Raw genomic sequence first — 24,430 nt, forward strand, 5'->3', positions numbered from 1 at the left:
GTCTGACACGAAGGCGTGAGACGGTTGCAGTAAATCTTGTTGATTGCATATTCCACACGCAAGTGATGGGAAAGGCTTTGGAGGACCCAAGAATGGCTCAGCTCAAGAAAATCCTATTAGTGGATGATGACGAGGACCTGCGCGAGGCGCTCAGCGAGCAACTTGTGATGACTGAGGATTTCGACGTGTTCGAAGCCTCTGATGGAGCGTCCGCGATGGAGCGCGCGCGCGAAGCGATCTATGACCTCGTGATTCTGGATGTGGGTCTTCCCGACACGGACGGACGAGAGCTGTGCCGCCTGATGCGCAAGCAGGGCGTCAAAAGCCCGATCCTTATGTTGACGGGCCATGACAGTGACGCCGACACGATCCTGGGTCTTGATGCCGGTGCCAATGACTATGTCCCCAAGCCGTTCAAATTCCCGGTTCTGCTGGCCCGCATCCGCGCGCAGTTGCGTCAGCACGAGCAATCCGAGGACGCCGTATTCGTACTTGGCCCCTACACGTTCAAGCCTGCAATGAAGATGCTGATCACCGAGGAAGACCGGAAAATCCGTCTGACCGAGAAGGAAACCAACATCCTTAAGTTCCTCTACCGCTCGACCGATGGCGTAGTGGCGCGCGACGTCCTGCTACATGAGGTCTGGGGCTATAACGCGGGTGTGACGACCCACACGCTCGAGACGCACATCTACCGCCTGCGTCAGAAAATCGAGCCTGATCCGTCAAATGCTCGCCTTTTGGTCACAGAGTCAGGTGGATATCGACTGGTATCTTGATCCGAGGTGGATTGATTTGGATCAAAGTGATACGCTGAAGTCATAATTAGGTTACTCCCAACCCGTGCATGTCCGGGTAATGACATGTACCTCCCTGTTGGACTGCCGGGCCAGATGGCCCGGCTTTTTTTCGTTGAGCGTGTCCACAATCGCTCATGCCCCGGCGTTGGGCTGCCTATCACTACCCGCTCAGAAAATGTTTGTTCAATCGGCAAGATGCGTCAGTTGAACCAGTGTCTGAGGTATGGGTCCTTTTGCGATCTCCGCAATTCAGGGGTTGCACTACGGTCGACGGAATGTCATTTGTTCCCGATATGTTCCATATTTTTCGCGAGGTATACTATGTCCCTAAATTACGTGATGATCGGTTCAAACGATGTAGCAAAGGCGAGGGATTACTTCGATGCCGTCTTGCCCCTGATTGGTGGAACGGTGGTCATGGAATTCATGCCCCATGGGTTTTGCTATGGTCTGCGCGGTGGTGGGCGGATTTGGGTCGCTCCGCCGTACAACAAGGAAGCAGCAACGCCAGGCAATGGGAATATGGTCGGTTTGCTGTGCGAAAGCGAAGAAGAAGTGCAGGCAGCCCATGCGGCGGCTCTCTCTGCTGGCGGAACCAACGAAGGGGAGCCGGGACCACGCCCGCAATATGGCCCTGACTTCTATGGAGCTTACGTCCGAGACCTTGATGGCAACAAAATGAGTTTCGTCTATTTCGGCGACGCGTACTGAGCGCATCAAAAGCTCGTATCGCCTGCATAGCAGTCATTGACGAACCCTAGCCGTTTATGGCCTGTTCTCGTGGCGCCCAACGCCGTGCCACGCCAAGCCCGGCTTCGACAAAGGATTCCCCTATTATGCCCTTCACCCTTGCCACCTGGAACATCAACTCGGTCCGCCTGCGCGAGCCTATCGTGCTGAAATTGCTGCAGGAAGAGGCTCCGGATGTGCTGTGTTTGCAGGAATGCAAGTCTCCGGTTGAAAAGATTCCGACCGAAGGGTTTGCTGAGCTGGGTTATACTCACATGGTGGCCCGTGGGCAGAAGGGATACAACGGTGTCGCCATTCTGTCGCGCGTCCCGATGGAAGAGGTCGGCGACAAGGATTTTGCCGGTCTCGGCCATGCTCGTCACATCGCCGCGCGGTTGGAAAATGGCGTCACCATCCAAAACTTCTACGTCCCAGCAGGCGGGGATGTACCGGATCGTGAGGTGAACGAGAAGTTCGGGCAAAAGCTCGACTATCTCAGAGATATGCGCGACTGGTTCCACACTGAGAAGCCCGAGAAATCCATTCTAGTTGGTGATCTGAACATCGCCCCGCGCGAGGATGATGTGTGGTCGCACAAACAACTGCTCAAGGTCGTCTCACACACGCCGATCGAGGTTGAGGCATTGGCTGAAACACAAGATGCGGGCGGTTGGATCGATATCACCCGGCAGGACATCCCTGAAGGGCAGCTTTATAGTTGGTGGTCCTACCGGGCGCGCGATTGGGACGCTGCTGACAAGGGCCGGCGACTGGATCACGTTTGGGCCACGCCGGATATCTCGAACGCGGGGCATTCCAGCCGTGTCCTGCGCGATGCGCGCGGGTGGGAAAAACCAAGCGACCACGCCCCCGTTTTCGCCAGTTTCGACCTTTAGACTTGCAACTCGGCTCTTGGTTTCTGCAGCAAGGGACTGCATATAGGGCGCACGTTTGAACCGGAGAGTGAATGCCATGGACCTTCTGAGCGGCGCGGAAAGCACCTCAGCCACCGATCTGATCAAGGACAGCAGCGAAGCCACCTTTATGGAGGATGTTGTCGAGGCGTCGCAGGAAATTCCGGTGATCGTAGATTTCTGGGCACCTTGGTGTGGGCCTTGCAAGACGCTTGGGCCCGCGCTTGAAGAGGCGGTGACCGCGGCAAAAGGCGCGGTCAAAATGGTCAAAATCAACGTAGATGAGGCGCAAATGATCGCGTCTCAGATGCGCATTCAGTCGATTCCGACCGTCTATGCGTTCTTCAAGGGTCAGCCGGTGGACGGCTTTCAAGGCGCTTTGCCGGGGTCCGAGATCAAGGCCTTTATCGACCGCGTGATCGAGGCGGCAGGTGGCGAAAGCCCCGGTGGTCAACTGGAGGACGCCGTGCAGGCGGCCGAGGAAATGCTGGCAGAAGGTGCAGCCGTAGATGCGGCGCAAACCTTTGCCGCGATTCTGGGCGAGGACCCCAACCATGCCGCTGCCTATGGTGGTCTGGTGCGCGCGCATATTGCCTCGGGCGATCTGGAACAGGCCGAGGCAATCCTGAACGGTGCGCCTGCCGAAATCTCAAGCACTCCGGAACTCGAAGCTGCCCATGCCCAGTTGGAGCTGGCCAAGCAGGCGGCGGATGCGGGCCCGGTGGCCGAGTTGACCGCAGCGGTTGAGGCCGATCCCGACAATCATCAGGCTCGGTTCGATCTGGCGCAGGCCCTGCATGCCAATGGCGATGTAGAAGAGGCCGTGACACAGCTGTTGGAGCTGTTCCGCCGCGATCGTGAGTGGAACGAGGGCGCTGCCAAAACGCAGTTGTTCACGATCTTCGACGCGCTCAAGCCCAACGATCCAATTGTTCTGAACGGCCGGCGCAAACTCAGCTCGATGATATTTGCCTAATTTCGGATCAGAGCTAGACTCGGGTCTATGATTCATCCCGCCGACTTGCCGGATACGATATCCGTGTTTCCACTGCCCGGGGCGCTGCTGCTGCCTCGGTCGCGACTGCCGTTGCACATCTTCGAGCCGCGCTACCTGCAGATGCTTGACGATGCCTTGAAAACAAAGGAGCGGCTGATCGGAATGGTTCAGCCGAACCCCTCGCTAAGCGATGACACAAAGCTGCATCGGATCGGTTGCGCCGGTCGCGTCACGCAATTCTCCGAGACTGAGGATGGCCGCTATCTGATCACCCTGACCGGCGTGTCCCGGTTCCGTATCAAGTCCGAACTGGACGCCTTCACGCCCTACCGCAGGTGCGAAGTGTCCTGGGAGGGGTTTGACCGTGATCTGGGCAAGGCCGAGAAGGACGACGTTTTCGACCGCAGCCGCTTTCTGAACCTGCTGGAACGCTTTTTCGACTCGCGCGATCTGTCGACGGATTGGGATTCGCTGAAAGAAGCAGATGATGAGCTTTTGGTGAATTCACTGTCGATGCTGATGGATTTCGATCCGGAGGACAAACAGGCCCTGTTAGAGGCCCCTTGTCTACGCACAAGGCGTGAGACGCTGGTGACATTGATCGAATTCGCGCTGCGGGGCGGATCAAACGAGGAAAAACTGCAATGAGCGAGACCGAACACGCTTTTGACCGCCACATGCTTGAGGCGCTGATCTGCCCTCAGACGCATACGACGCTTCACTATGATGCGGATAAGCAGGAACTGGTGTCAAAGGCCGCGGGTCTGGCCTTTCCGATCCGCAACGGCATCCCCGTGATGCTGGTAGATGAGGCCCGCGCGCTGGACTGAGCGGTTCTGAGCGCTCAAGTGCACCCTAGATTGCCCGTCCTTGCAACAGCTTCGGCAGGTCGCCGGTCAACCCGGCGGCCTCGCGGACAAACCCTCGGCGCAGGCCGGGCAGGGATCCGACAATGCCCATCCCGATATCCCGCCCAAGGCGCAGCAGCGGGTTGTCGTTCGAAAACAGCTTGTTGAACACATCGGTCGCCATCGCCAGCGAGGCCGTGTCGAACCGCCGCCACTCCTGATAGCGCTCCAGCACCAGAACCGACCCGATATCCTCGCCACGCCGTCCGGCCAAGGTCAGCACTTCGGCCAAGGCACCCACGTCCCGCAGCCCGGCGTTCAGGCCCTGGCCTGCAATGGGGTGCATCCCGTGTGCGGCGTCCCCGACAAGGGCAAGGCGATTCGAGATGAAGGAATTGGCGATGGTCAGGTTCAGCGGATAGGTGAAGCGGTCGCCCTGCAGGCGGATGTCGCCTAGAAAGTCCCCGAACCGAGGGCGCAAGACCTGCAGATACTCGGCCTCGGGTAGGGCGTTGATGCGCTGCGCTGCCTCGGTGCGTTCGCTCCAGACGATCGAGCTGCGATTGCCGGTCAGTGGCAGGATCGCAAGTGGGCCGGGGGGCATGAAGAACTGATGGGCAATGCCGTGATGCGGTAGGTCGTGTTCAATCGCGCAGACAAGGGCTGTTTGGCCGTAATCCCAGCCGGTACGCTTGATCCCTGCGCGGGACGCGGTTCCGCTGCTGCGCCCGTCGCAGCCTACGATCAGATGACCCTCAACACTCGCACCATCATCCAGCGTCAACGTCACGCCGGTTGCATCGACCTGTTGCGAAACGACCGTTCTGCCGTTGATCTGTGTGATCGCTTTGTCTTGCACCATCGCCTCAAGAAACGCGCGGCGCAGGTGGCGATCTTCGACCATGTAGCCCATCGGGCCTTCCTCGATCTCGGTATGGTCGAAATGCATGAAAAAGGGTGACGGCCCGATACCCGCATGGCCATCGGTTACCTTGATCTCAAGCATGGGCTGGGCATGTTCCTCGACCCGCTCCCACACACCGATTGCGTCAAGCAACCGCTTGGACGCCAGCGCCAGCGCATAAGACCGCCCGTCGAATGCCGCGTTCTTGCGGACCTTTTCGCCCAACGTGTCAATCACGCAAACAGAATGCCCGGTTTGCGCCAGTGCCAATGCAAGGGCCGCGCCGTTCAGGCCTCCGCCCACGATCAGGATTTTCGATGCCTGTGTCATGCCCTGCAATATGCGCGCCCTTTCGGGATTGTCCATGTGCGGTCCTGTCGCTACCGTCCCAGAAAGTCAGACGCAAGGAGGGGTGTGATGCAGGAATGGCTAACCATGACGGCCTGTGATTTGGGCCGTGGGGTCGGTATGGGGCAAATCGACCCCGTTGAACTGACCGAGACCTATCTGGCCGCCATTGACGCCCATCCCCACCGCGACCGTATCTATGCGCGCGTCACCCATGACCGCGCCCGGGCTGAGGCGAAAGCCGCGAAAGAGCGCGCCGCCTTGGGCCTGCGTCGATCCTTGCTGGATGGCGTGCCGATCAGCTGGAAGGATCTGTTCGACACGGCTGGTATTGGAACCGAGGCGGGCTCGGCCTTGTTGAAAGGACGTATCCCGGACGCGGATGCTTTGGTCCTAAGAAACGCAACGGCCATGGGCACCGTGTGCCTCGGCAAAACCCACATGAGCGAACTGGCGTTTTCAGGGCTTGGTCTGAACCCGATCACAGACACGCCGCCCTGTGTGGACGATGAAGATGCCGTGCCGGGCGGGTCATCCTCGGGGGCCGGGGCCTCGGTAGCCTGGGGGCTGGCGGCTTGCGGGATTGGCTCCGACACAGGTGGGTCGGTGCGAATCCCTGCAGCCTGGAACAACCTGGTGGGGCTGAAAACTACGGCCGGTCGGCTCAGCCTTGAAGGGGTCGTGCCGCTCTGTTTGCGGTTCGACACGGTTGGCCCTCTTGCACGTTCCGTCGAAGACGCCGCGCATATGCTGGCCTTGCTGGAAGGCGGCACGCCGGCGGACATGCGTGGTGCCAGCCTGAAAGGCCGCCGCTTTGCCGAGTTGCAAAACGTCGCCAAGGACGACCTGCGCGATGCGCCGCGACAGGCGTTCGACGATGCGCTGGACCGACTTCGCGATGCCGGGGCCGAGATTGTACCGCTGGAGGTACCTGAACTGCACGACGCAATGGCGCTTTCGGGTGTTCTCTACACGACCGAGGCATACGGGCTGTGGAAAGACGTCATCGAAGCCAACCCCGAGGCGATGTATCCCGAAATTCTTGAACGGTTCCGCACCGGCAAAGATGTTTCAGGCCCCGACTATGTGGCCGCGTGGTCCAAGCTCAAGGCCTGCCGCGCAGCGTGGGATGCGGCGACCGCCGGGTTCGATGCGGTTCTGGCCCCAACCGCACCTATCTTACCGCCCAATCTGGAAAGACTCCTCAGCGATCACGACTATTACGTGACCGAGAACCTGCTGGCCTTGCGCAACACGCGTATCGGCAATCTGATGGGGCTTGTGGCACTGACCCTGCCGACGGGAACTGCGGGTTGTGGCTTGATGATGCTGGGCTATCCCGGCTCGGAAGAAGCGCTGCTGCGGTTGGGTTCGGCGGCGGAATCTGCATTGGCGTGAATGCCACAATCCCCTGATTCGGAACCTCTTTGTCTGGACGGGACGGGGTCTGATCTGTAATCTGCCAATCAAACGGGGCGAAAACGATCCCGATATTGAGGCAGTAGATATGAATTTCCCCGAGCGGTTTTCGAACCTACCGGAATACGCATTCCCGCGTCTGCGCACCCTGTTGGACCATCATCAACCGGGTGGAGACGTGATTCACATGACCATCGGCGCGCCGATGCATGATTTCCCCGCTTGGGTCACAGACGTCATCACAGAAAACGCGGCCGGGTTTCAGGGCTACCCCCCGAATGAAGGCTCGCCCGAGCTGCGAGGTTCGATCACCGACTGGATCAAGCGTCGCTATGGCGTGACGATGGACCCCGATACCAACGTGATGGCCCTGAACGGCACGCGTGAGGGGCTTTACAATGCTGCCATGGCGCTGTGCCCCGAACAGAAGAACGGGCAAGATCCCATCATTCTGTGTCCGAACCCGTTTTATCAGGTCTATATGGTCGCTTCGATCTCGGTCCGGGCGCAGCCTTACTTCGTGTCCGCCACCGCCGCGACCGGCCATTTGCCGGACTATGCCAGCTTGCCTGACGATGTGCTGAACCGAACGGTTGCCGCCTATATCTGCTCGCCTGCGAACCCGCAGGGGGCCGTCGCCTCGCGTGACTACTGGGCCGAGTTGATCGGCTTGGCCGAGAAATACGATTTCCGCATTTTCGCCGATGAATGCTATTCCGAGATCTACCGCGATGAGGCACCAACAGGTGCTCTGACCGTCGCGCAAGAGCTGGGCGCTGATCCTGAGCGGGTCGTGCTATTCAATTCTCTGTCGAAACGGTCGAACTTGGCCGGGTTGCGCTCGGGCCTGATTGCGGGCGGGCCGGACAGTATCAAACGGGTCAAACAGCTGCGCAACTATGCGGGCGCGCCTTTGCCGCTGCCGCTGCAGGCTGCCGCCGCGCGCGTCTGGGACGACGAGACGCATGTCGTCCAGAACCGCGCGCTCTATCGGGAAAAATACGCCATCGCGGATGAGGTCTTCTCGGGCCTGCAGGGCTATATGCCGCCCGAGGCTGGGTTTTTCCTGTGGCTGCCCGTCGAGAACGGCGAAGAAACCGCTTTGAAGCTGTGGCAGGAGACCGGCGTTCGGGTTTTGCCGGGTGCATATCTTTCTCAAGGTGATCCGGGGCAAAACCCGGGCGAGCAATTTATCCGGGCCGCTTTGGTGGCTCCAAAAAAAGAGTTGCAGCAGGGGCTGATCAAGCTTCGTGACTGCATCTATTCGTGAGGTACGAGGGCAAAATGGCATCATTGAACGCGCGCAACCGCGATCCATTACTGGACAGCACGACTCAGGCCGCGATTGAGCGGCGCACCAAGGAACTGATCGGGATCGCTCTGATTCTGTTGGGGCTGGCCGCTGCGGCAATGATCTGGTCCTACACGCCGGAAGATCCGAACTGGATGGTCTCGACCGATGCGCCGGTACAGAACTGGATGGGGCGGATCGGTGCCTCGATCGCTGCGCCGTTGTTCATGATCGTTGGCTGGGGCAGCTGGGGGATCGCGCTGGTTTTGATCGGCTGGGGTGTGCGTTTCGCCGGACATTTCGGCGAAGACCGCGCCGTGGCGCGGCTGATTTTTGCGCCGATCTGGATTGCCATCGTGTCCGTCTACGCCGCCACTCTGGTTCCAGGCGAGGTCTGGCGCGCGACCCATAGCTATGGGTTGGGCGGACTGTTTGGCGACACCGTCATGGGGGCTTTGCTGACGCTTCTGCCGATATCCTCGCATTTCCTGGTCAAGCTGATGTCGCTGGCCATGGCCGTCGGAATGCTGTCGTTGGGTATTTTTGTTCTGGGCTTCACCAAAGTTGATGTCGCGCGTGGAACGCGTGCTTTCCTACTGGGGCTGGTGATGTCCTACGACATGCTGATGAACCTGCTGGGTCGGGGTGCCTCGGCCACGGTACAATCAGCGCGAGAGCGTCGTGAACAATGGAAAGAGCACCGTGCCGCGCGGATCGAACCCGTTTTCGACGATGAGATCGCGTTTGAAGACCCAATCTTCGAAGAGGTCGAGGAAGAACCCGAACCCGCCCCCAAAACCGGCCTGCTGGCCCGGATGCCAGCCCTGATCCGTCGCCCAGAGCCGCTGCCAGAGCCTGAATTGGTCGAAGCCATGCCAGTGCAGGGTTTTGATGAAATGCCGGGTGAAGATCGTATCCGCTCGAAGATTTCGGCCGCTGTGCGCAATCGCAAGGTGGCGACCGGCGAGATGGCCCCTGAACATGACCCCAACCTGCCCCTGACCAAGGGTCGCGGTCGTGGGCCGGACCCGCTGATCTTCAATCCCAGAGGGGCGGGTGAACTGCCCCCCGAGCCGCCCATGACCGCTGCTGGCCTGCCGCCCGAGCCTGCTTTGTCGGCTGAGCCGACGTGGCAAGACACGGCGCATGACTATCAGCCCGAGCCCGACTACGCGCCCGATGCAGACTACATGCCCGAGGATGACTATGCCGCGCATGCCTACGATGATGACGCGGTGTTCGAAGATACGACGACACCGGAACCCGTTGTGCCGCAGCGCCCAGCTGTGAAGATCCCAGTGGCCGAGCCGCGCAAGCCAGTTGTTGCCCAACCTGTCCGTCGCACGCCGCCGCCGTCCCGTCGGGCACAGGCCGAAGCGCAGCCGACCCTGTCGTTCGAGGAACGGCATTCCGATTTCGAATTGCCCCCCTTGGGCCTTTTGTCCAACCCTGCCAGCATTCAACGTCATCACCTGAGCGACGAAGCGTTGGAAGAAAACGCACGGATGCTGGAGAACGTGCTGGACGACTACGGCGTGAAGGGTGAGATCGTCAGCGTCCGCCCCGGTCCGGTTGTCACCATGTACGAGCTGGAGCCTGCTCCGGGTCTGAAAGCGAGCCGCGTAATCGGTCTGGCCGACGATATCGCACGCTCGATGTCGGCGCTGTCGGCGCGTGTTTCGACCTTGCCGGGCCGCTCGGTGATCGGGATCGAACTGCCCAATGAAAACCGTGAGATGGTGGTGCTGCGCGAAATCCTCGCCAGCCGCGATTTCGGTGATGGCAACCATGCTCTGCCTCTTGCGCTGGGCAAGGATATTGGTGGTGAATCGGTTGTCGCGAACCTTGCGAAAATGCCTCACCTGCTGATCGCGGGGACGACTGGCTCGGGTAAGTCGGTGGCGATCAACACCATGATCCTGTCGCTGCTCTATAAGCTGTCGCCGGACGAATGCCGCCTGATCATGATCGACCCCAAGATGCTAGAACTGTCGGTCTATGACGGCATCCCGCACTTGCTGTCGCCCGTTGTGACCGACCCGAAAAAAGCGGTTGTCGCTCTGAAATGGGTCGTGGGAGAGATGGAGGATCGCTATCGCAAGATGTCCAAAATGGGTGTCCGCAACATAGCAGGCTACAACGGCCGGGTGAAGGACGCGCTGGCGAAGGGCGAGATGTTCAGCCGCACGGTCCAGACGGGCTTTGACGATGAGACCGGCGAACCCACCTTCGAGACCGAAGAGTTCGCGCCTGAGGCGATGCCCTATATCGTCGTCATCGTCGACGAGATGGCTGACCTGATGATGGTCGCAGGCAAGGAGATCGAAGCCTGCATTCAGCGTCTGGCGCAAATGGCGCGGGCTTCGGGTATCCACCTGATCATGGCCACGCAGCGCCCCTCGGTCGACGTGATCACCGGTACGATCAAGGCGAACTTCCCGACACGGATTTCGTTCCAGGTGACATCGAAGGTCGACAGCCGCACCATTCTGGGTGAGATGGGCGCCGAGCAACTTCTGGGGCAGGGTGACATGCTGTATATGGCTGGCGGTGCCAAGATCACCCGCTGCCACGGCCCGTTTGTCTCGGACGAAGAGGTCGAGGAAATTGTCAACCACCTGAAGCAATTTGGTCCGCCCGATTACATGAGCGGTGTGGTCGATGGCCCGGCTGAGGAAAAAGCCGACAATATCGACGCCGTTCTGGGCCTAAACACCGGTGGCAACACAAATGGCGAAGATGCGCTGTATGATCAGGCGGTGGCGATTGTGATCAAGGATCGCAAATGCTCGACCTCTTACATCCAGCGGAAACTTGCCATCGGCTACAACAAGGCCGCCCGTCTGGTCGAACAGATGGAGGACGAAGGTGTTGTTTCGGCGGCAAATCACGTCGGTAAGCGGGAAATCCTCGTCCCCGAGCAGTAGGATATTTAATAACAAGGGCAGAAGCCTTATCTGAGTCGTATGAAACAGATTGCTTTTGCCCTTGCTTTGACACTGGCCGCGCCTGCCGCATGGGCGGCAGACAAGCTGCCGCTGTCGGAGATCTCCAATTATCTGAACAAGATGAAAACGGTTCAGACCAGCTTTACCCAAGTAAACGATGATGGCTCGCTCAGTACCGGCAAGCTATGGATCCAACGACCCGGTAAGATGCGGTTCGAATATGATCCGCCCGACAGTGCTGTTGTTCTTGCGCGTTCGGGGAGTGTTCAGATCTTTGATCCGAAATCCAACCAGCCACCTGAACAATACCCGCTGAAAAGGACGCCTCTGTCACTTGTGCTGGCTCGGAACGTAAATCTGGGGCAGGCCAATATGGTCGTTGGTCACGACTTTGACGGCACCGCAACCGTTGTGACGGCACAAGACCCTAAAAACCCTGAGTCGGGGCGAATTGAGCTGATGTTTACGGACAACCCCGTCGAGCTGCGGAAATGGGTGATCCACGACAACGCAGGCACCCAAACCACGGTTCTTCTGGGGGAACTGACCGAGGGCGGACGCCTCGATCAGAGCTTGTTCTCGAACGGAAAGCGGGTCGGGTCCAGCGATCGCTGACCCGCCCAATTCAGTAGCGGCAGCTGGCCAGCTGAGCTTGATACAGGTTGGCCCGTGCATCGACATCGCTGGCCACATTCAATAGCCAGGATTTCTGGTTGTAGCTGCCGCGCGCATAGCCTGTATGACCTTCGTGATAGGCCAGATACTGGTTGCGCGTGTCGCCCAGGTTGATGCCGTTCCGCTCGTAGGTTTTGTTCATGTACCAGCCGATGAAATCGGACGCGTCGCGAATTCGGTCCCGCTTGGCGCGGCGTTTTCCGGTTTCACGCTGGTATTCTTCCCACGTGCCGTCCAGAGCCTGGCTGTAGCCAAAGGCGCTGCTTTGCCGTCCCATTGGGATTACGCCCAGCACATAGCGGTGCGGGGTCCGCGCATCGTGACGGTAACGGCTTTCCTGATAGATCGTCGCCATCTGAACGTGAACGGGGACGCCCCATTTACGCTCGGTTTTTTTGAAGGCTTTGATGTAGTCAGGTTTCTCGCGCGCAATGCTGCACGCGTCATTTAGTCTGCTGGGTGGCTGTTTAGACCCGCCACCACAGGATGCCAAAAGCAGCACCCCTAGGAGTACGAATAGAATTCTGCTCATGTGCCTCGTGCCTTTTTTCTGGCATTCTAGCGCAGATTGAGCGCTGAGGAAATCACAATCGTTACAGAACGATAGCCAAAACACCCGGTAACGCGGCGACAGACAGCACTGTCGAGACCATAACCATGCCTGCTACGGCGTCTGCGTCGGCCTCAAACCGCTCGGCCAGCAGGTATGAGGTGACCGCGACCGGGGTACACATTTGCAAGACCAGAACACCGAATGCGATGGTTTCAAGCCCGAAGAGGATCGCAACGCCCCATCCCAAGGAAAAGCAAACCGCCAGCTTGAGAAGTGACAGCCAAATGGCTTGGTGAAGACTGCGAGAGGTCAGGCGCGCGATCGCAACTCCAACGGTCACAAGCATCATCGGAACAGCCATTTGCCCCAGCAAATCCAAGGTGTTGGTCAGGAACTGAGGTGTTTCCCAATCCTGCCACAGGAAAAGCGCCCCCAGCAGCGTGGCCCAGACCATGGGTTGTCGGATGACCTGTCCGAACGCGCCTTTGCCCGCGACCAGATAGATCCCGTAGGTAAAGGAAAACAGTGCGGTCACGGCCAGAAAGATAACCGCATATCCCAAACCGGCCTGACCAAATGCAAAGATGCATAATGGAAGACCCAAATTGCCGGTATTTCCGAAGATCAGCGGCGAAAGGTAGGTGCGTTGCTCAAGCTTTAGCACCTTTACAATGACCCAGAAAACGACCGCGAGAACCAGATTGGCCGCAATGGTGGCCAGCGTGAACCGTGACAGATCACCCCCCGGAATTTCGGTCTGCATCAAGGCCACGAAAATCAGACTGGGGACTGCTAGCGTCATAGCGAAACGCGTCACAAATTGTAGGCGGTATTCAAAACCAAGCTTGACCCAGACAAAGCCGATTGCTGACAAAAGGAACACGGGTGCCGCAATTTCGAACACTGTCAGTAAGAGGTTCACAGACTGTTTCCCTTAATTTCACATCAATGATTGGCTTTTCTGCCCGGAAAGAGGTAGTAACCTCTTTGGGGGCTGAAACAATGCTAAAGACACATGCCAAGTACGGCCTGGGACAAGTTGTGCGACATAAGAAACATCCCTTCCGAGGGGTGATTTTTGACGTGGATCCAGAGTTTTCGAATACCGAGGAATGGTACGAAGCCATCCCCGAAGACAGTCGGCCGATCAAGGATCAGCCGTTCTATCACCTGTTGGCTGAGAACGACCAATCCTTCTATGTAGCTTATGTTTCAGAACAAAATCTGATCGAGGACCGATCGGGTGAGCCGGTTGAGCATCCCGACATCCCCAACATGTTCGGCCCATTCGAAGATGGATCCTACCCGCTGCACTTCCATCTGAACTGAGCGGGGCGACGCGCCTGCGCGTTGATCAATACCCCAACGCGCAACCGTCCTTTCTGGGGTCACTGGCCCCCTCCAAAACACCGTCTTCACGGAATCGTATGGCCTGTGCGCCACCCAGTGGAGTTTCTGGGACCTCCACAGTGTGACCCATTTCGCTTAATTGTTGAGCAACCGCTTCGGGGAACCCGCGCTCGAGCTTCAGGATGCCTCCGTCGGCGAAGGCGCGGGGGGCGTTGATGGCCTCTTGTAGGTCAAAGCCGAAATCCATCAGGTTTGACACGAACCGCGCATGTCCTGTGGGTTGATACGCCCCACCCATGACGCCGAAGGGCATTGTAACGCGGTTGTTCTCGGCCAGCATGCCGGGAATGATCGTGTGCATCGGGCGTTTGCCGCCACCCAGCTCATTTGGGTGCCCGGCTTGCAGGGTGAAGCCTGCGCCGCGGTTTTGCAGCAAGATGCCGTATTTCTCGGATGCGATCCCCGAGCCGAAACTGTGGAAGATCGAATAGATCAACGACACGGCCATCTGATCGCGGTCGACGACTGTAATGTAGACGGTGTCCTTGTGGATCGCTTCGGTCAGCGGGGCGGCAGCGGGCATGGCCTGTTTCGGATCAATCAAAGCCGCGAGGGATGTGGCGATGTCTTTGTCCAAAAACTGCTCGGCCCGCGCCATATGATCGGGATCTGCGATGAAGCGGTTGCGTGCGTCATAGGCCAGTTTCGTAGCTTCGGCCTCGATGTGGACCCGTTCCGCGCCCAATGGGTTCATGCTGGCAAGGTCAAAATGTTTGAGGATATTCAGTAGCAAAATCGCCGTTGCGCCTTGGCCGTTGGGGGGATGCTCGACCAGATCAACGCCCTGATAGGTGCCGCGCATCGGATCGGAGGGGGTGCATTGGGTCGATTGGAAATCCTCGGCGGTGTGGAGGCCCCCCAAGGCGGAAAGGGCGGCGATCATATCCTCCGCGATTTCACCAGAATAGAAGGCATCCCGGCCATCCTTTGCCACCCGTCGTAGAACCTCGGCCTGTTTTGGCGCTCGAAAGACCTGACCTGTCTTGGGTACTTGCCCCTGTATCAAATAGTGATCCCGCGCGGCCCCTTGGAGGGTCGGTTCGCCGTTGTGCCAGTCGAAAGAAACGCGTGGAGCAACCGGTACCCCCTGTTCCGCATAGCGAATGGCCGGTTGCAGAACTGCATCCAGCCCCAGTCGGCCTTCGGTTTGGCTGAGATGGCAGAACGCGTCGACTGCGCCCGGAATTGTAACCGCGTCTGGGCTGGTCAAAGGCACCGAGGTCAAGCCTTGATCCCGTAGCGCGCTGGCTTGCGCAGCAGCAGGTGCCCGGCCCGAGCCATTCAACGCTCGGATCTGGTTTTCCCCCGCACGGTTGTAGAGGACAAAGCAATCGCCACCCAAACCGGTCATCTGCGGCTCGCAAATCCCCAGCAAGACCGCTCCGGCAATGGCTGCATCCATGGCGTTTCCGCCACGTTCCAGAATGTCGACGGCGGTTTTCGCCGCAAGGGGGTGCGAAGTCGCACACATCCCGTTTGTGGCCAGAACTTCGGACCGGCCCGGCTTGTGTAAATCCCGCATCATCACCCCCCTATTTTGAACAACGCGAAACTATCGCGCAGGGAATGATTGTCCAGTTCTTCAATGAGGGGAGGGAGGTTCCTCGGCGCCGTTCACTGGGTGGGGGCTGTGACACTCGGCGCCGAGGGAAGCTATCTGAGCTACGATGATATATTTGACAGTCGTTTGGGGCGGCGTAATGGTTCGAAAAAGGCCTTATTGTGGCCATTTCGCGTCAAATCCCTCGGTTCATTCTGGCATAGGGACGTCGAACCGCAGTGACAACAGATTGCAACCATCGCGACGCTCATACCGAATCTCGCTTGTCAGTTCGTGAATCAGATACCAACCAAAACCCCCTTCTGGCAGGTCCTGCAGGCTGGTCTCAACCGAGGCCGGGGTCCCATCTGGAGGTTTGCATCCGGGCAGTGGCCGCCCCGTATCCGATATCAGAATGTCCAGCTGGTTGTGCTCCAACCGGCAACAGACCTGCACTTTGGCGGGTTCAATACCAGAATAGGCATGTTCGACGACGTTGTTGATCGCTTCCGCCAAGGCAATCTTCACGTCGTCCGCTTTTTCGACAGGCAAGCCGTGGTGGGCCAGGCCTGCGCTCAACTCCGCAATGCCAGCGCTGGCTTCCGCTTCAATCGCCGGAAAACTCAGTTGCAGGCAGGTTTGATCACTGGACGGCGTTACACACATCTACGTTGGCCGCATTACTCTGGCTTCGCCGACAACGCGTCGTCGAGGGAGTCGAACAACCTGAAAACGGTGTCCATTCGCGTTAGGCGAAACACTTTTTCGACCACGGGTTGCACCCCGGCCAGATCCAGCCGGCGTTCGCCGCCGATTTGTTTCATCGAGGCGACGATGGCCCCCAATCCGCTTGAATCAATGAATTCCACGCCTGCCAGATCCAGAACGATGCGCGTTGCGTCGGTTTCTGTTTCGCGACGCATGTCTTCCTTGAACTGGATCGCGATGGCCGCATCTATCCGTTCCGAATGAACGGTGATGATCTGTGCCTCTTCGGTAGTTGTGCTGGTCAGCCCCATGATTGACCGCCCTTTTCAGCTGAAATTGCGTCGTAGAAATACGCTAGACGGCAAATCTTACCATTCGGTATTCAAGTTCCGGCAAGAGGAGTGATTTTCGATGAAAGACGTAGTGATCGCAGGCGCGGCCCGTACACCTATGGGAGGGTTCCAGGGTATGTTCAATGGTGTTCCCGCTGCCGAACTTGGTGGAACCGCGATTCGCGCCGCCTTGCAGCAGGCCGGTGCGGAAACTGTCGACGAAGTCCTGATGGGCTGTGTGCTTCCAGCGGGGCAAGGGCAGGCCCCAGCGCGTCAGGCAGGGTTTGCTGCCGGGTTGGGAGAAGAAGTGCCCGCCACCACCCTCAACAAGATGTGCGGCTCTGGCATGAAGGCCGCCATGATCGCCTTTGATCAGATCGCGTTGGGCTACACAGATACCATGATCGCGGGCGGGATGGAGAGTATGACAAACGCGCCCTACATGCTGCCGAAGATGCGCGGCGGAGCGCGGATCGGGCACGGACAGGTCGTAGACCATATGTTTCTGGACGGGCTCGAGGATGCCTATGACAAAGGCCGCCTGATGGGAACGTTTGCCGAAGACTGCGCCGAGACCTATCAGTTCACCCGTGAGGCGCAGGATGAATACGCGCTGCAATCCCTCTCGAACGCGCTGGCCGCTCAGGACAGTGGCGCGTTTGACGGGGAAATTGCCGCGGTCACGGTGCAAACCCGCAAGGGGGCGTTGGTGCTTGAGTCAGATGAGCAACCCAAATCCGCCCGACCCGAGAAAATCCCGACGCTGAAACCAGCCTTCCGTCAGGATGGCACGGTGACGGCGGCCAATTCCTCTTCCATTTCTGACGGAGCAGCCGCTCTCGTTCTGGCATCTGCGGACGCCGCTGAGGCGAAAGGACTAACCGTCCGCGCGCGCGTTTTGGGCCACGCCAGCCATGCGCAGGCCCCGGGCCTGTTCACAACTGCTCCGGTTCCTGCCGCGCAAAAGCTGCTGGAGCTTCTGGGCTGGACCAAAGATGATGTGGACCTGTGGGAGGTGAATGAGGCCTTTGCCGTCGTCCCGATGGCTTTCATGCACGAAATGGGCCTGCCGCGCGACAAGGTCAACGTCAATGGCGGAGCCTGCGCCCTGGGCCATCCAATCGGCGCATCTGGTGCCCGGATCATGGTCACCCTTCTGAACGCTCTGGAAAAACGCGACCTGAAACGCGGGATCGCTGCGATCTGTATCGGTGGCGGAGAGGGCACGGCGATCGCCATCGAACGCGTTTGACCCTTCGCGCTTTTGCAAATACTCCGGGGACTGGGGGCGTCGCCACCCCAAGACCCGGATCGGAGCAGTGCCAATATGACCGTCGACTATGACACCCTCGCCAAAACCATCGCCTCCCTGACCGAAGGCGAAACCGATCAGGTCTCCCTGATGGCGACCATCGCGTGCGAGGTGCATCACGCCGATAATCGCTTTGATTGGACGGGGTTCTACCGCGTCACCGAACCGGGCCTGCTGAAGATCGGCCCGTATCAAGGCGGTCACGGCTGTCTAGTCATCCCGTTCGAGCGCGGCGTGTGCGGCGCAGCCGCGCGCACGGGTGAGGTGCAGCTGGTTCCGGATGTGGATGCCTTTCCTGGTCATATCGCCTGCGCATCTTCCACAAGGTCAGAGCTTGTTTTGCCGGTTCGCGATGACTCGGGCGCGGTTATTGCCGTGTTTGACATCGACAGCGACCAGCCGGATGCTTTCACGGATGTGGACGCGTCCGAACTGACGAAAATTCTTCAAGACGTGTTCTCTGCCTAAGCCTTTGTTATGTTTGGGTTTGGTCGCTGACTTACGACCTGTCATGAAAAAATGCTTTGAAATTTCACGGAACTGAGGCATCGTGAAAAACGTAGAAGGAATTTCACGAGAATCGGAGTCTGGCTTTGAACACGCAAACCCCTCAGCGCGCGACGCTCGGAGCGGACTTGCGGGCCTTGCGAAAGGCAAGGGGTTTGACGCTGACTGAAATTGCCGATCGCCTGAACCGCTCGGTCGGCTGGCTGAGTCAGGTCGAGCGGGACATGTCCGACCCTTCAATCTCGGACCTGCGTCAGATCGCGGAATGTCTGGGTGTTCCCATGTCGATGCTGTTTTCGCATTCTGCCGCTCCGGTTGAGGAGCAAGGCTATGTGGTTCGCGCCGTTTCACGACGTCCTATGGGCTCGGGTGAAGAAGGTCTGATCGAAGAACTGCTGTCGCCAGACCTGACCGATGATTTCGAGATGGTGCATTCCACGTTTGAGCCCCGATCCAAAATGCAAAAACCCGCGGACCGGCCAACGCAGGAGGTCGGATATATGATCTCGGGCCAACTGGACCTGACGATCGGTGCACGGCACTTCACGGTCGGGCCGGGCGATAGTTTCCGCATCAAGCACGAACCCTATCAATGGGCAAACCCCTATGATGAGCCCGCCGTGGCCATCTGGGTCATTGCACCACCGGTATACTGATGAGCTTTGAGGCCTGGACCATATTCGCGCTGTTCTGGGTGGTGTTCGTCACCACTCCGGGGCCGAATGCCGTCAATTGTATCTCAAACGGTATGAGCTTGCCCTTCCCGAAGGCGATGCTTGGTGTTCTTGCGATCCTGACACAGGCCAGCGCATTTCTGATCTTGTCAGCATTGGGTGTAACGGCCCTGATCGCAGCCTCACCTACCGCCTTCTTCTTCGCTAAACTGATCGGTGCGGTGTTTCTTATCTGGGTCGGTATTCGCGGATGGATCAACGCGAAACGGCCGGCGCCTGCCACTGAGCGCCCTGCGCGGCATGTCTATCTGCATGCGCTTGCGGTGGCGACAATCAATCCAAAAAGCGTTGCTGGCTATCTGGCGGCCTTTTCGCAATTCGTGCAGCCCGACGTGCCGATCTGGCAGCAGATGGGGGTGATCATGCCGACCGCTCTGATCATCACGACGCTCAGCTATACCGGCTTCACCCTATTGGGCGCGCTGATGGGCAAGGCGGCGTTGGGGGCTGTGTTCAATATCTGGGTCCGCCGGATCATGGCGACCTGTTTCATCATCTATGGCGTGTTGTTGGGTGCCAGCTCTGCGCCCGCAGCAAGGGGGTAGCTATATGCAGACGGGATCCTGCCTTTGCGGCAAAGTCGCGTCTACGATTAACGGAGACCTCTCGCCGCCCTCCGCCTGCCATTGCGGTCAGTGCCGCAAACAATCGGGTCATGTCTGGTCATCGACCTCGACACATCAGGACAACCTGAGCTTCACCGCCAGTGACACGCTGCGTTGGTTCCGCGCCTCAGAGACCGCCCGGCGCGGGTTCTGCAGCGAATGCGGCTCATTCCTGTTCTGGCAGCACGACAAAGAAGACACGATTTCGATCTCGATGGGGGCGCTCAGCGCACCGACGGGCCTGAAACTCTCAAAGCACATCTTTGTCGCGGACAAAGGTGACTACTACGACATCTCAGACGATCTGCCCCAGCGGGCACAGTAACAGAGGATCAAAACACATGAGTGATTTTCCAACCAAGGCCCGTGTGGTCATCATCGGTGGCGGCGTTGTCGGCTGCTCGTCCCTGTATCATCTGGCTAAGAAGGGCTGGACCGACTGCGTTCTTCTGGAAAAGAACGAGCTGACTGCGGGATCTACATGGCACGCGGCGGGTAACGTGCCGACGTTTTCGACCTCCTGGGCGATCATGAACATGCAGCGCTATTCGACCGAGCTGTATTCACGTCTGGCTGAAGAAGTCGACTATCCGATGAACTACCACGTTTCGGGGTCGATCCGTCTGGCGCATAGCAAAGAGCGCATGCAGGAATTCGAACGCGCGATGTCGATGGGCCTTTACCAGGGCATTCCGATGGAGATGTGGACCCCGGAGCAGGCGAAAGAGCGCTACCCGTTCCTCGAAACCCATGACCTTGAAGGCGTGCTGTACGACCCGACCGATGGCGACATCGATCCGGCGCAGCTGACACAAGCCTTCGCCAAAGGCGCGCGTGATCTGGGCCAAAAAATCATCCGCTTCTGCCCGGCCACCGATGTAACGCAACACGATGACGGCACTTGGACCGTTCACACCGAAAAGGGCGACATTGCCTGTGACTATGTCGTCAACGCGGCCGGATACTACGCGCAGCGCGTCGGTGAGATGTTCAAACCCTATGGCGGCCGCATGGTGCCCGCCATGGTCATGAGCCACCAGTACCTGCTGACCGATGAAGTCCCCGAGGTTGAGGCATGGTCGAAGGAGAACGGTGGCAAACTGCCTCTGCTGCGCGACGTGGATATCTCATACTACCTGCGTCAGGAAAAGAACGGCTTCAACCTTGGCCCCTATGAGCCCAACTGTAAGGGCGAGTGGATGACCGAAGACGATCCGATGCCCGAGGATTTCAGCTTCCAGCTTTGGAACGACGATCTGGACCGGATTGAGGACATCATCACCGACGCGATGGAACGCGTTCCGCTGATGGCAACCTCGGGGGTTGGTCGCGTGATCAACGGCCCGATCCCTTACGCGCCGGACGGTCTGCCGATGATCGGCCCGATGCCCGGTGTGAAGAACGCGTTTGAAGCGCACAGCTTTACCTTCGGCATCGCGCAAGGCGGTGGTGCAGGCAAAGTGCTGGCCGAATGGATCGTTGATGGCCACACTGAATGGGATATGTGGGCCGTCGATCCGCGCCGTTACACCGACTACACCGATCAGGACTACTGCAACCAGAAGGGCATGGAGGTCTACGGCAACGAATACGCCATGCACTTCCCGCACCACGAATGGCCTGCTGCGCGCGACAAGAAGCTGTCTCCGGTCCATGCCAAGGTCAAAGAGCTCGGCGGTGTCATGGGGGTCTATAACGGCTGGGAACGTGCCAACTGGTTTGCCAAGCCGGGCGACGACACCTCGCTTGAGGCCACGCATACATGGGGCCGCTCTGGCCCTTGGGAGCAGCGCATCAAGGAAGAGTGCGAAGCCGTCCGCGACAATTGCGGTGTGCTGGACCTGCCGGGCTTCTCGCGTTTCATGGTAAAAGGTGAAGGCGCGGCCGAAGCTCTGCGTGGCCTGATCACCGGTGGTCTGCCCAAGATTGGCCGCATCAACCTCGTCTACATTTCGGACGACCGTGGCCGTATCCTGACCGAGATGTCCTGTATCCGACTGGGCGAGGATGAGTTCGTGATGATCACAGCCGCCACCGCGCAGTGGCACGACCGCGACATCCTGATGTCCGCCATGCCCTCTAGCGTTTCAGTCGAGGACGTCACTACCACTCGTGACACGCTGATCGTGACCGGCCCGAAATCGCGCGAGATCCTCTCGGGACTCAGCGATGCGGATCTGTCCACCGGCTGGCTGACGCATCAGTCCGCGACGGTTGCGGGCAAACCAGCCTTCCTGATCCGCGTCTCCTTTGCCGGAGAGCTGGGTTGGGAGGTTCACGCCCTCAACGAAGACATGCCAGCCATCTACGACGCCATCCTAGACGCGGGTGCAACCCCGTTCGGTATGTACGCCCTGAACTCGCTGCGGATCGAGAAGGGCTACCGTGCGTGGAAGGGCGATCTGTCGACCGACTACTCGCTACTGGAAGGCGGGCTGGAGCGGTTCGTTAAACTGGACAAACCGCAGGACTTCCCCGGGAAGGCCGCGATCCTGAACGAAAAGCAACAGGGCGTGAAGAAATCCTTTGTCACGCTGACAGTGGACGCAGGCGATTGCGACGCGCCTTACATGTCCTGCATCTGGCAGGGCGATCAGATCGTGGGCGAGACGACCTCGGGCGCATGGGGCTATCGCGTTGGCAAGTCCATCGCGCTGGGCATGGTCAAGACAGACGTCGCAAACCCGGGTACTGAGCTTGAGGTTGAGATCTACGGCCATAAGTACCGCGCCGTTGTTCAGGAAGACCAGCCGCTCTGGGATCCCGCCAACGAGCGTCTGCGCGCTTGATCCCTTTGGGGATTGCCAAATTGGCACAAAACTCCAAGCTGGGGCCCATGGCGGGCCCCAGTCTGCCTTTCACCAAAGTCCAAATCGGAAGGCTGAAATGACGATCCCTGCACATATGTCCGGCGTTTACCTCACTCATCACGGCGGGCCGGAGGCTTTGCAGTGGCGCGAGGATATTCCCGTTCCAACGCCCGGTCCCGGGCAGGTTCTGGTGCGCGTCGCGGCTGCCGGGGTCAACAACACGGATATCAATACGCGGGTCGGGTGGTACTCTTCGGACGTGACCGGGGCCACCGATGATGTCGATCAGGATGTCGATGCCGGAGGGTGGGGCGGCGCGCTGCAGTTCCCTCGAATTCAAGGCGGCGACCTGTGCGGTATAGTCGAAGCGGTCTGTCCGGGTTCAGGGTTTCAACCCGGTCAGCGCGTGACCTGCCCCATCAATTTGCCGCGCCCGCGACCTGGCCATCCGCAGGGGTTTATTGCCTTAGGCTCTGAGATTGATGGCGCCTTTGCCCAATATTGTCTGGTCGAGGCGGATGATCTCTACGATGTCTCTGCCTCGCCACTGTCAGATACCGAGATCGCGGCCATTCCCTGCGCCTTTGGCACTGCCGAGAACCTTTTGACCCGCGCCGGGGTCACCGCTGGCCACAAGGTGCTGATCACTGGGGCTTCGGGCGGTGTCGGTCTGGCGGCAGTGCAACTGGCCCGCCTGCGCGGCGCGTCTGTATGGGGTGTGACCGGGGCCGCCAAGGCCGAGGTTGTGAAATCCCAAGGCGCGGTTGAGACCTTTGATCGCGATGCTGCGTTGCCTGCAGATATGTTCGACGTTGTGATCGACGTGGTTGGCGGCCCTAGATGGGCGGGCCTCGTGCTGGCCCTGAAACCCGGCGGGCACTACGCTGTATCAGGTGCGATTGCAGGCCCGATGGTGCAGGCCGATCTGCGCGACATCTACCTGCGCGATATCACCATTCACGGCTGCACTCACCAATCGCCTGAGGTGTTTGGCCGTTTGGTTGAGCTGATGAATGCCGGTCGGATCAAGCCTTTGATTTCCCGCACCTATCCCCTAAGGGATATTGCTAAGGCACAAGAGGATTTCCAATCCAAAGCGTTGCCGGGGAAATTGGTGCTGATCCCGTAAGGAGTTTATGACATGGCCGAAATTACTCTGTTAGATGGCTCGATCGGGCAGGAGCTGGTCAAGCGCAGCGGTAAACAACCAACGCCGCTCTGGTCGACGCGGGTGATGATGGATCAACCGGAATTGGTGCGCGAGGTTCATGCGGAATACTTCCGACGCGGGGCCACAGTCGCGACAACCAACACCTATGCCGTCCACCGCTCGCGCCTTGTGCGCGAAGGGATCGAGGATCAGTTGGCGCAATTGATCCACACTGCCGTGTCTCAGGCCGATCTGGCGCGCGCAGGAAACGAAGGGCGCATCGCTGGGGCGCTTGGGCCGCTATTGGCCTCTTACAGACCCGATCTTGAGCCTGATCCAGAAGAGGCCGGGCGCAAATTCGCTGAACTGGTCGCGCTTATGGGGGATGGTGTGGATCTGATCCTGATCGAAACCGTCTCGTCGGTGATGGAGGCCGAAGGCGCTTTGCGGGGCACAGCTGGTTGCGGGAAGCCTGTGTGGCTGGCCCTGTCTCCGATGGATGAGGACGGAACGCGTCTGCGATCCGGCGAGCCGTTGGATCAGATTACCCCCTTGGTCGAGCGTTACAATCCGCAAGCGGTGCTGATCAACTGCACCCGTCCCGAAGCGGTTCCAGCCGGGCTTGAGATTTTGTCAGGGATGGGACTGCCCTATGGCGCCTATGCCAACGGCTTCACACATATCGCCGAGGGGTTTTTGCAAGACGCCCCTACGGTTGATAGTCTCGCCCAACGCCACGACCTAAGCCCTGAGGCCTATGCCGACCACGCGATGGCCTGGGTCGAGCAAGGCGCAACAATCGTTGGCGGATGCTGCGAGATCGGCCCGGATCATATCGAGGCCCTCGCGCATCGTCTGCAGTCAGCCGGTCATCGGATCGTCTGAACCGACAAGGG

General features: G+C 59.1%; 25 protein-coding genes. 19 read left to right on the plus strand and 6 right to left on the minus strand.

Translation table 11 applies throughout. The features are described from left to right. Positions 1–92: 92 nt before the first annotated feature. The 6 genes from ACR0NO_RS09360 to ACR0NO_RS09385 all read left to right on the plus strand — a co-directional run bounded on the left by ACR0NO_RS09360 (position 93) and on the right by ACR0NO_RS09385 (position 4,270). The gene (locus ACR0NO_RS09360) at positions 93–779 is read left to right on the plus strand and encodes a response regulator transcription factor (protein ID WP_170375588.1); all 687 of its coding nucleotides are present in this window, start codon (positions 93–95) and stop codon (positions 777–779) included. 342 nt (positions 780–1,121) lie between these two features. Then, entirely contained in the window at positions 1,122–1,511 is a 390-nt protein-coding gene (locus ACR0NO_RS09365; RefSeq protein WP_480723759.1) for a VOC family protein, read from the plus strand. A gap of 125 nt (positions 1,512–1,636) precedes the next feature. Continuing rightward, positions 1,637–2,425, plus strand: a complete 789-nt coding sequence (locus ACR0NO_RS09370; RefSeq protein WP_480723760.1) for an exodeoxyribonuclease III — start codon at positions 1,637–1,639, stop codon at positions 2,423–2,425. 76 nt (positions 2,426–2,501) lie between these two features. Continuing rightward, positions 2,502–3,419, plus strand: a complete 918-nt coding sequence (gene trxA, locus ACR0NO_RS09375) for a thioredoxin (protein WP_480723761.1) — start codon at positions 2,502–2,504, stop codon at positions 3,417–3,419. Between the two features lie 27 nt (positions 3,420–3,446). After that, positions 3,447–4,088 (plus strand): LON peptidase substrate-binding domain-containing protein, encoded by a 642-nt coding sequence (locus ACR0NO_RS09380; protein WP_170552397.1) that lies wholly within the window; start codon positions 3,447–3,449, stop codon positions 4,086–4,088. Next, the gene (locus tag ACR0NO_RS09385) at positions 4,085–4,270 is read left to right on the plus strand and encodes a Trm112 family protein (RefSeq protein WP_170375578.1); all 186 of its coding nucleotides are present in this window, start codon (positions 4,085–4,087) and stop codon (positions 4,268–4,270) included. The genes ACR0NO_RS09380 and ACR0NO_RS09385 overlap by 4 nt, the downstream gene beginning before the upstream one ends. A gap of 25 nt (positions 4,271–4,295) precedes the next feature. On the opposite strand, the gene ACR0NO_RS09390 is transcribed toward ACR0NO_RS09385, so the two are convergent. Continuing rightward, positions 4,296–5,522, minus strand: coding sequence for an FAD-dependent monooxygenase (locus ACR0NO_RS09390; protein WP_480723762.1), 1,227 nt, complete (start codon positions 5,520–5,522; stop codon positions 4,296–4,298). A gap of 87 nt (positions 5,523–5,609) precedes the next feature. Between ACR0NO_RS09390 and ACR0NO_RS09395 the strand changes: the two genes are divergently transcribed. The 4 genes from ACR0NO_RS09395 to ACR0NO_RS09410 all read left to right on the plus strand — a co-directional run bounded on the left by ACR0NO_RS09395 (position 5,610) and on the right by ACR0NO_RS09410 (position 11,813). After that, positions 5,610–6,938: an amidase gene (locus ACR0NO_RS09395; RefSeq protein WP_480723763.1), complete on the plus strand. Its 1,329-nt coding sequence runs from the start codon at positions 5,610–5,612 to the stop codon at positions 6,936–6,938. 109 nt (positions 6,939–7,047) lie between these two features. Beyond that, positions 7,048–8,229, plus strand: a complete 1,182-nt coding sequence (locus ACR0NO_RS09400) for an aminotransferase class I/II-fold pyridoxal phosphate-dependent enzyme (RefSeq protein WP_480723764.1) — start codon at positions 7,048–7,050, stop codon at positions 8,227–8,229. A 14-nt stretch (positions 8,230–8,243) separates the two neighbouring features. Further along, positions 8,244–11,177: a DNA translocase FtsK gene (locus ACR0NO_RS09405; protein WP_480723765.1), complete on the plus strand. Its 2,934-nt coding sequence runs from the start codon at positions 8,244–8,246 to the stop codon at positions 11,175–11,177. Positions 11,178–11,216: 39 nt separating this feature from the next. Continuing rightward, positions 11,217–11,813 (plus strand): outer membrane lipoprotein carrier protein LolA, encoded by a 597-nt coding sequence (locus ACR0NO_RS09410; RefSeq protein ID WP_170642640.1) that lies wholly within the window; start codon positions 11,217–11,219, stop codon positions 11,811–11,813. A 10-nt stretch (positions 11,814–11,823) separates the two neighbouring features. On the opposite strand, the gene ACR0NO_RS09415 is transcribed toward ACR0NO_RS09410, so the two are convergent. Together ACR0NO_RS09415 and ACR0NO_RS09420 are read right to left on the minus strand one after the other, a co-directional pair. Further along, positions 11,824–12,405, minus strand: coding sequence for a transglycosylase SLT domain-containing protein (locus ACR0NO_RS09415; RefSeq protein ID WP_170375559.1), 582 nt, complete (start codon positions 12,403–12,405; stop codon positions 11,824–11,826). Between the two features lie 61 nt (positions 12,406–12,466). Further along, a complete protein-coding gene (locus ACR0NO_RS09420) occupies positions 12,467–13,348 on the minus strand; it encodes an AEC family transporter (protein ID WP_480675203.1) in 882 nt (293 codons plus the stop codon). A gap of 80 nt (positions 13,349–13,428) precedes the next feature. Here ACR0NO_RS09420 and hspQ point away from each other — a divergent pair, with 80 nt between their 5' ends. Next, a complete protein-coding gene (gene hspQ / locus ACR0NO_RS09425; protein ID WP_170375556.1) occupies positions 13,429–13,755 on the plus strand; it encodes a heat shock protein HspQ in 327 nt (108 codons plus the stop codon). Between the two features lie 25 nt (positions 13,756–13,780). Here hspQ and ggt read toward each other — a convergent pair whose 3' ends face one another. From ggt to ACR0NO_RS09440, 3 genes are all read right to left on the minus strand, one after another. Next, positions 13,781–15,358, minus strand: coding sequence for a gamma-glutamyltransferase (ggt, locus tag ACR0NO_RS09430; protein WP_480723766.1), 1,578 nt, complete (start codon positions 15,356–15,358; stop codon positions 13,781–13,783). Positions 15,359–15,586: 228 nt separating this feature from the next. Continuing rightward, positions 15,587–16,042, minus strand: coding sequence for an ATP-binding protein (locus ACR0NO_RS09435; protein WP_170701174.1), 456 nt, complete (start codon positions 16,040–16,042; stop codon positions 15,587–15,589). Positions 16,043–16,056: 14 nt separating this feature from the next. Continuing rightward, positions 16,057–16,395 (minus strand): STAS domain-containing protein, encoded by a 339-nt coding sequence (locus ACR0NO_RS09440; protein WP_480723767.1) that lies wholly within the window; start codon positions 16,393–16,395, stop codon positions 16,057–16,059. A gap of 100 nt (positions 16,396–16,495) precedes the next feature. On the opposite strand from ACR0NO_RS09440, the gene ACR0NO_RS09445 reads away from it, so the two are divergent. The 8 genes from ACR0NO_RS09445 (at position 16,496) to ACR0NO_RS09480 (ending at position 24,419) form a co-directional block, all read left to right on the plus strand. After that, positions 16,496–17,668 (plus strand): thiolase family protein, encoded by a 1,173-nt coding sequence (locus tag ACR0NO_RS09445; protein WP_480723768.1) that lies wholly within the window; start codon positions 16,496–16,498, stop codon positions 17,666–17,668. Between the two features lie 75 nt (positions 17,669–17,743). After that, on the plus strand, positions 17,744–18,196 hold the full coding sequence (locus ACR0NO_RS09450; protein WP_480540248.1) for a GAF domain-containing protein: 453 nt from the start codon (positions 17,744–17,746) through the stop codon (positions 18,194–18,196). Between the two features lie 125 nt (positions 18,197–18,321). After that, positions 18,322–18,891 (plus strand): helix-turn-helix domain-containing protein, encoded by a 570-nt coding sequence (locus ACR0NO_RS09455; protein WP_170375545.1) that lies wholly within the window; start codon positions 18,322–18,324, stop codon positions 18,889–18,891. Then, a complete protein-coding gene (locus ACR0NO_RS09460) occupies positions 18,891–19,514 on the plus strand; it encodes a LysE family translocator (protein WP_480723769.1) in 624 nt (207 codons plus the stop codon). Before ACR0NO_RS09455 ends, ACR0NO_RS09460 begins: the two co-directional genes overlap by 1 nt. A 4-nt stretch (positions 19,515–19,518) precedes the next feature. Further along, on the plus strand, positions 19,519–19,899 hold the full coding sequence (locus ACR0NO_RS09465) for a GFA family protein (protein ID WP_480723770.1): 381 nt from the start codon (positions 19,519–19,521) through the stop codon (positions 19,897–19,899). 16 nt (positions 19,900–19,915) lie between these two features. Beyond that, positions 19,916–22,363 carry a GcvT family protein gene (locus ACR0NO_RS09470; protein WP_480723771.1) on the plus strand — a complete coding sequence of 816 codons (2,448 nt, stop codon included), beginning with the start codon at positions 19,916–19,918 and terminating at the stop codon, positions 22,361–22,363. Positions 22,364–22,460: 97 nt separating this feature from the next. Then, the gene (locus ACR0NO_RS09475) at positions 22,461–23,513 is read left to right on the plus strand and encodes an alcohol dehydrogenase family protein (protein ID WP_480723772.1); all 1,053 of its coding nucleotides are present in this window, start codon (positions 22,461–22,463) and stop codon (positions 23,511–23,513) included. Between the two features lie 12 nt (positions 23,514–23,525). Continuing rightward, positions 23,526–24,419 (plus strand): homocysteine S-methyltransferase family protein, encoded by an 894-nt coding sequence (locus ACR0NO_RS09480; RefSeq protein ID WP_480723773.1) that lies wholly within the window; start codon positions 23,526–23,528, stop codon positions 24,417–24,419. The last annotated feature ends 11 nt before the right edge of the window (positions 24,420–24,430 follow it).

It is taken from the genome of Ruegeria sp. CL3 (assembly GCF_056536505.1).

Excerpts from the sequence above, each read along its gene's own strand:
- ACR0NO_RS09475 (WP_480723772.1), top strand. The coding sequence starts at position 22,461 with ATGACGATCCCTGCACATATGTCCGGCGTTTACCTCACTCATCACGGC.
- ACR0NO_RS09410 (WP_170642640.1), top strand. The coding sequence starts at position 11,217 with ATGAAACAGATTGCTTTTGCCCTTGCTTTGACACTGGCCGCGCCTGCC.
- ACR0NO_RS09460 (WP_480723769.1), top strand. The coding sequence starts at position 18,891 with ATGAGCTTTGAGGCCTGGACCATATTCGCGCTGTTCTGGGTGGTGTTC.
- ACR0NO_RS09390 (WP_480723762.1), bottom strand. The coding sequence starts at position 5,522 with ATGACACAGGCATCGAAAATCCTGATCGTGGGCGGAGGCCTGAACGGC.
- ACR0NO_RS09440 (WP_480723767.1), bottom strand. The coding sequence starts at position 16,395 with ATGGGGCTGACCAGCACAACTACCGAAGAGGCACAGATCATCACCGTT.
- ACR0NO_RS09405 (WP_480723765.1), top strand. The coding sequence starts at position 8,244 with ATGGCATCATTGAACGCGCGCAACCGCGATCCATTACTGGACAGCACG.
- ACR0NO_RS09445 (WP_480723768.1), top strand. The coding sequence starts at position 16,496 with ATGAAAGACGTAGTGATCGCAGGCGCGGCCCGTACACCTATGGGAGGG.
- ACR0NO_RS09435 (WP_170701174.1), bottom strand. The coding sequence starts at position 16,042 with ATGTGTGTAACGCCGTCCAGTGATCAAACCTGCCTGCAACTGAGTTTT.
- ACR0NO_RS09480 (WP_480723773.1), top strand. The coding sequence starts at position 23,526 with ATGGCCGAAATTACTCTGTTAGATGGCTCGATCGGGCAGGAGCTGGTC.
- hspQ (WP_170375556.1), top strand. The coding sequence starts at position 13,429 with ATGCTAAAGACACATGCCAAGTACGGCCTGGGACAAGTTGTGCGACAT.
- ACR0NO_RS09395 (WP_480723763.1), top strand. The coding sequence starts at position 5,610 with ATGCAGGAATGGCTAACCATGACGGCCTGTGATTTGGGCCGTGGGGTC.
- ACR0NO_RS09370 (WP_480723760.1), top strand. The coding sequence starts at position 1,637 with ATGCCCTTCACCCTTGCCACCTGGAACATCAACTCGGTCCGCCTGCGC.
- ggt (WP_480723766.1), bottom strand. The coding sequence starts at position 15,358 with ATGCGGGATTTACACAAGCCGGGCCGGTCCGAAGTTCTGGCCACAAAC.
- ACR0NO_RS09415 (WP_170375559.1), bottom strand. The coding sequence starts at position 12,405 with ATGAGCAGAATTCTATTCGTACTCCTAGGGGTGCTGCTTTTGGCATCC.
- ACR0NO_RS09465 (WP_480723770.1), top strand. The coding sequence starts at position 19,519 with ATGCAGACGGGATCCTGCCTTTGCGGCAAAGTCGCGTCTACGATTAAC.
- ACR0NO_RS09385 (WP_170375578.1), top strand. The coding sequence starts at position 4,085 with ATGAGCGAGACCGAACACGCTTTTGACCGCCACATGCTTGAGGCGCTG.
- trxA (WP_480723761.1), top strand. The coding sequence starts at position 2,502 with ATGGACCTTCTGAGCGGCGCGGAAAGCACCTCAGCCACCGATCTGATC.
- ACR0NO_RS09380 (WP_170552397.1), top strand. The coding sequence starts at position 3,447 with ATGATTCATCCCGCCGACTTGCCGGATACGATATCCGTGTTTCCACTG.
- ACR0NO_RS09360 (WP_170375588.1), top strand. The coding sequence starts at position 93 with ATGGCTCAGCTCAAGAAAATCCTATTAGTGGATGATGACGAGGACCTG.
- ACR0NO_RS09400 (WP_480723764.1), top strand. The coding sequence starts at position 7,048 with ATGAATTTCCCCGAGCGGTTTTCGAACCTACCGGAATACGCATTCCCG.
- ACR0NO_RS09470 (WP_480723771.1), top strand. The coding sequence starts at position 19,916 with ATGAGTGATTTTCCAACCAAGGCCCGTGTGGTCATCATCGGTGGCGGC.
- ACR0NO_RS09450 (WP_480540248.1), top strand. The coding sequence starts at position 17,744 with ATGACCGTCGACTATGACACCCTCGCCAAAACCATCGCCTCCCTGACC.
- ACR0NO_RS09365 (WP_480723759.1), top strand. The coding sequence starts at position 1,122 with ATGTCCCTAAATTACGTGATGATCGGTTCAAACGATGTAGCAAAGGCG.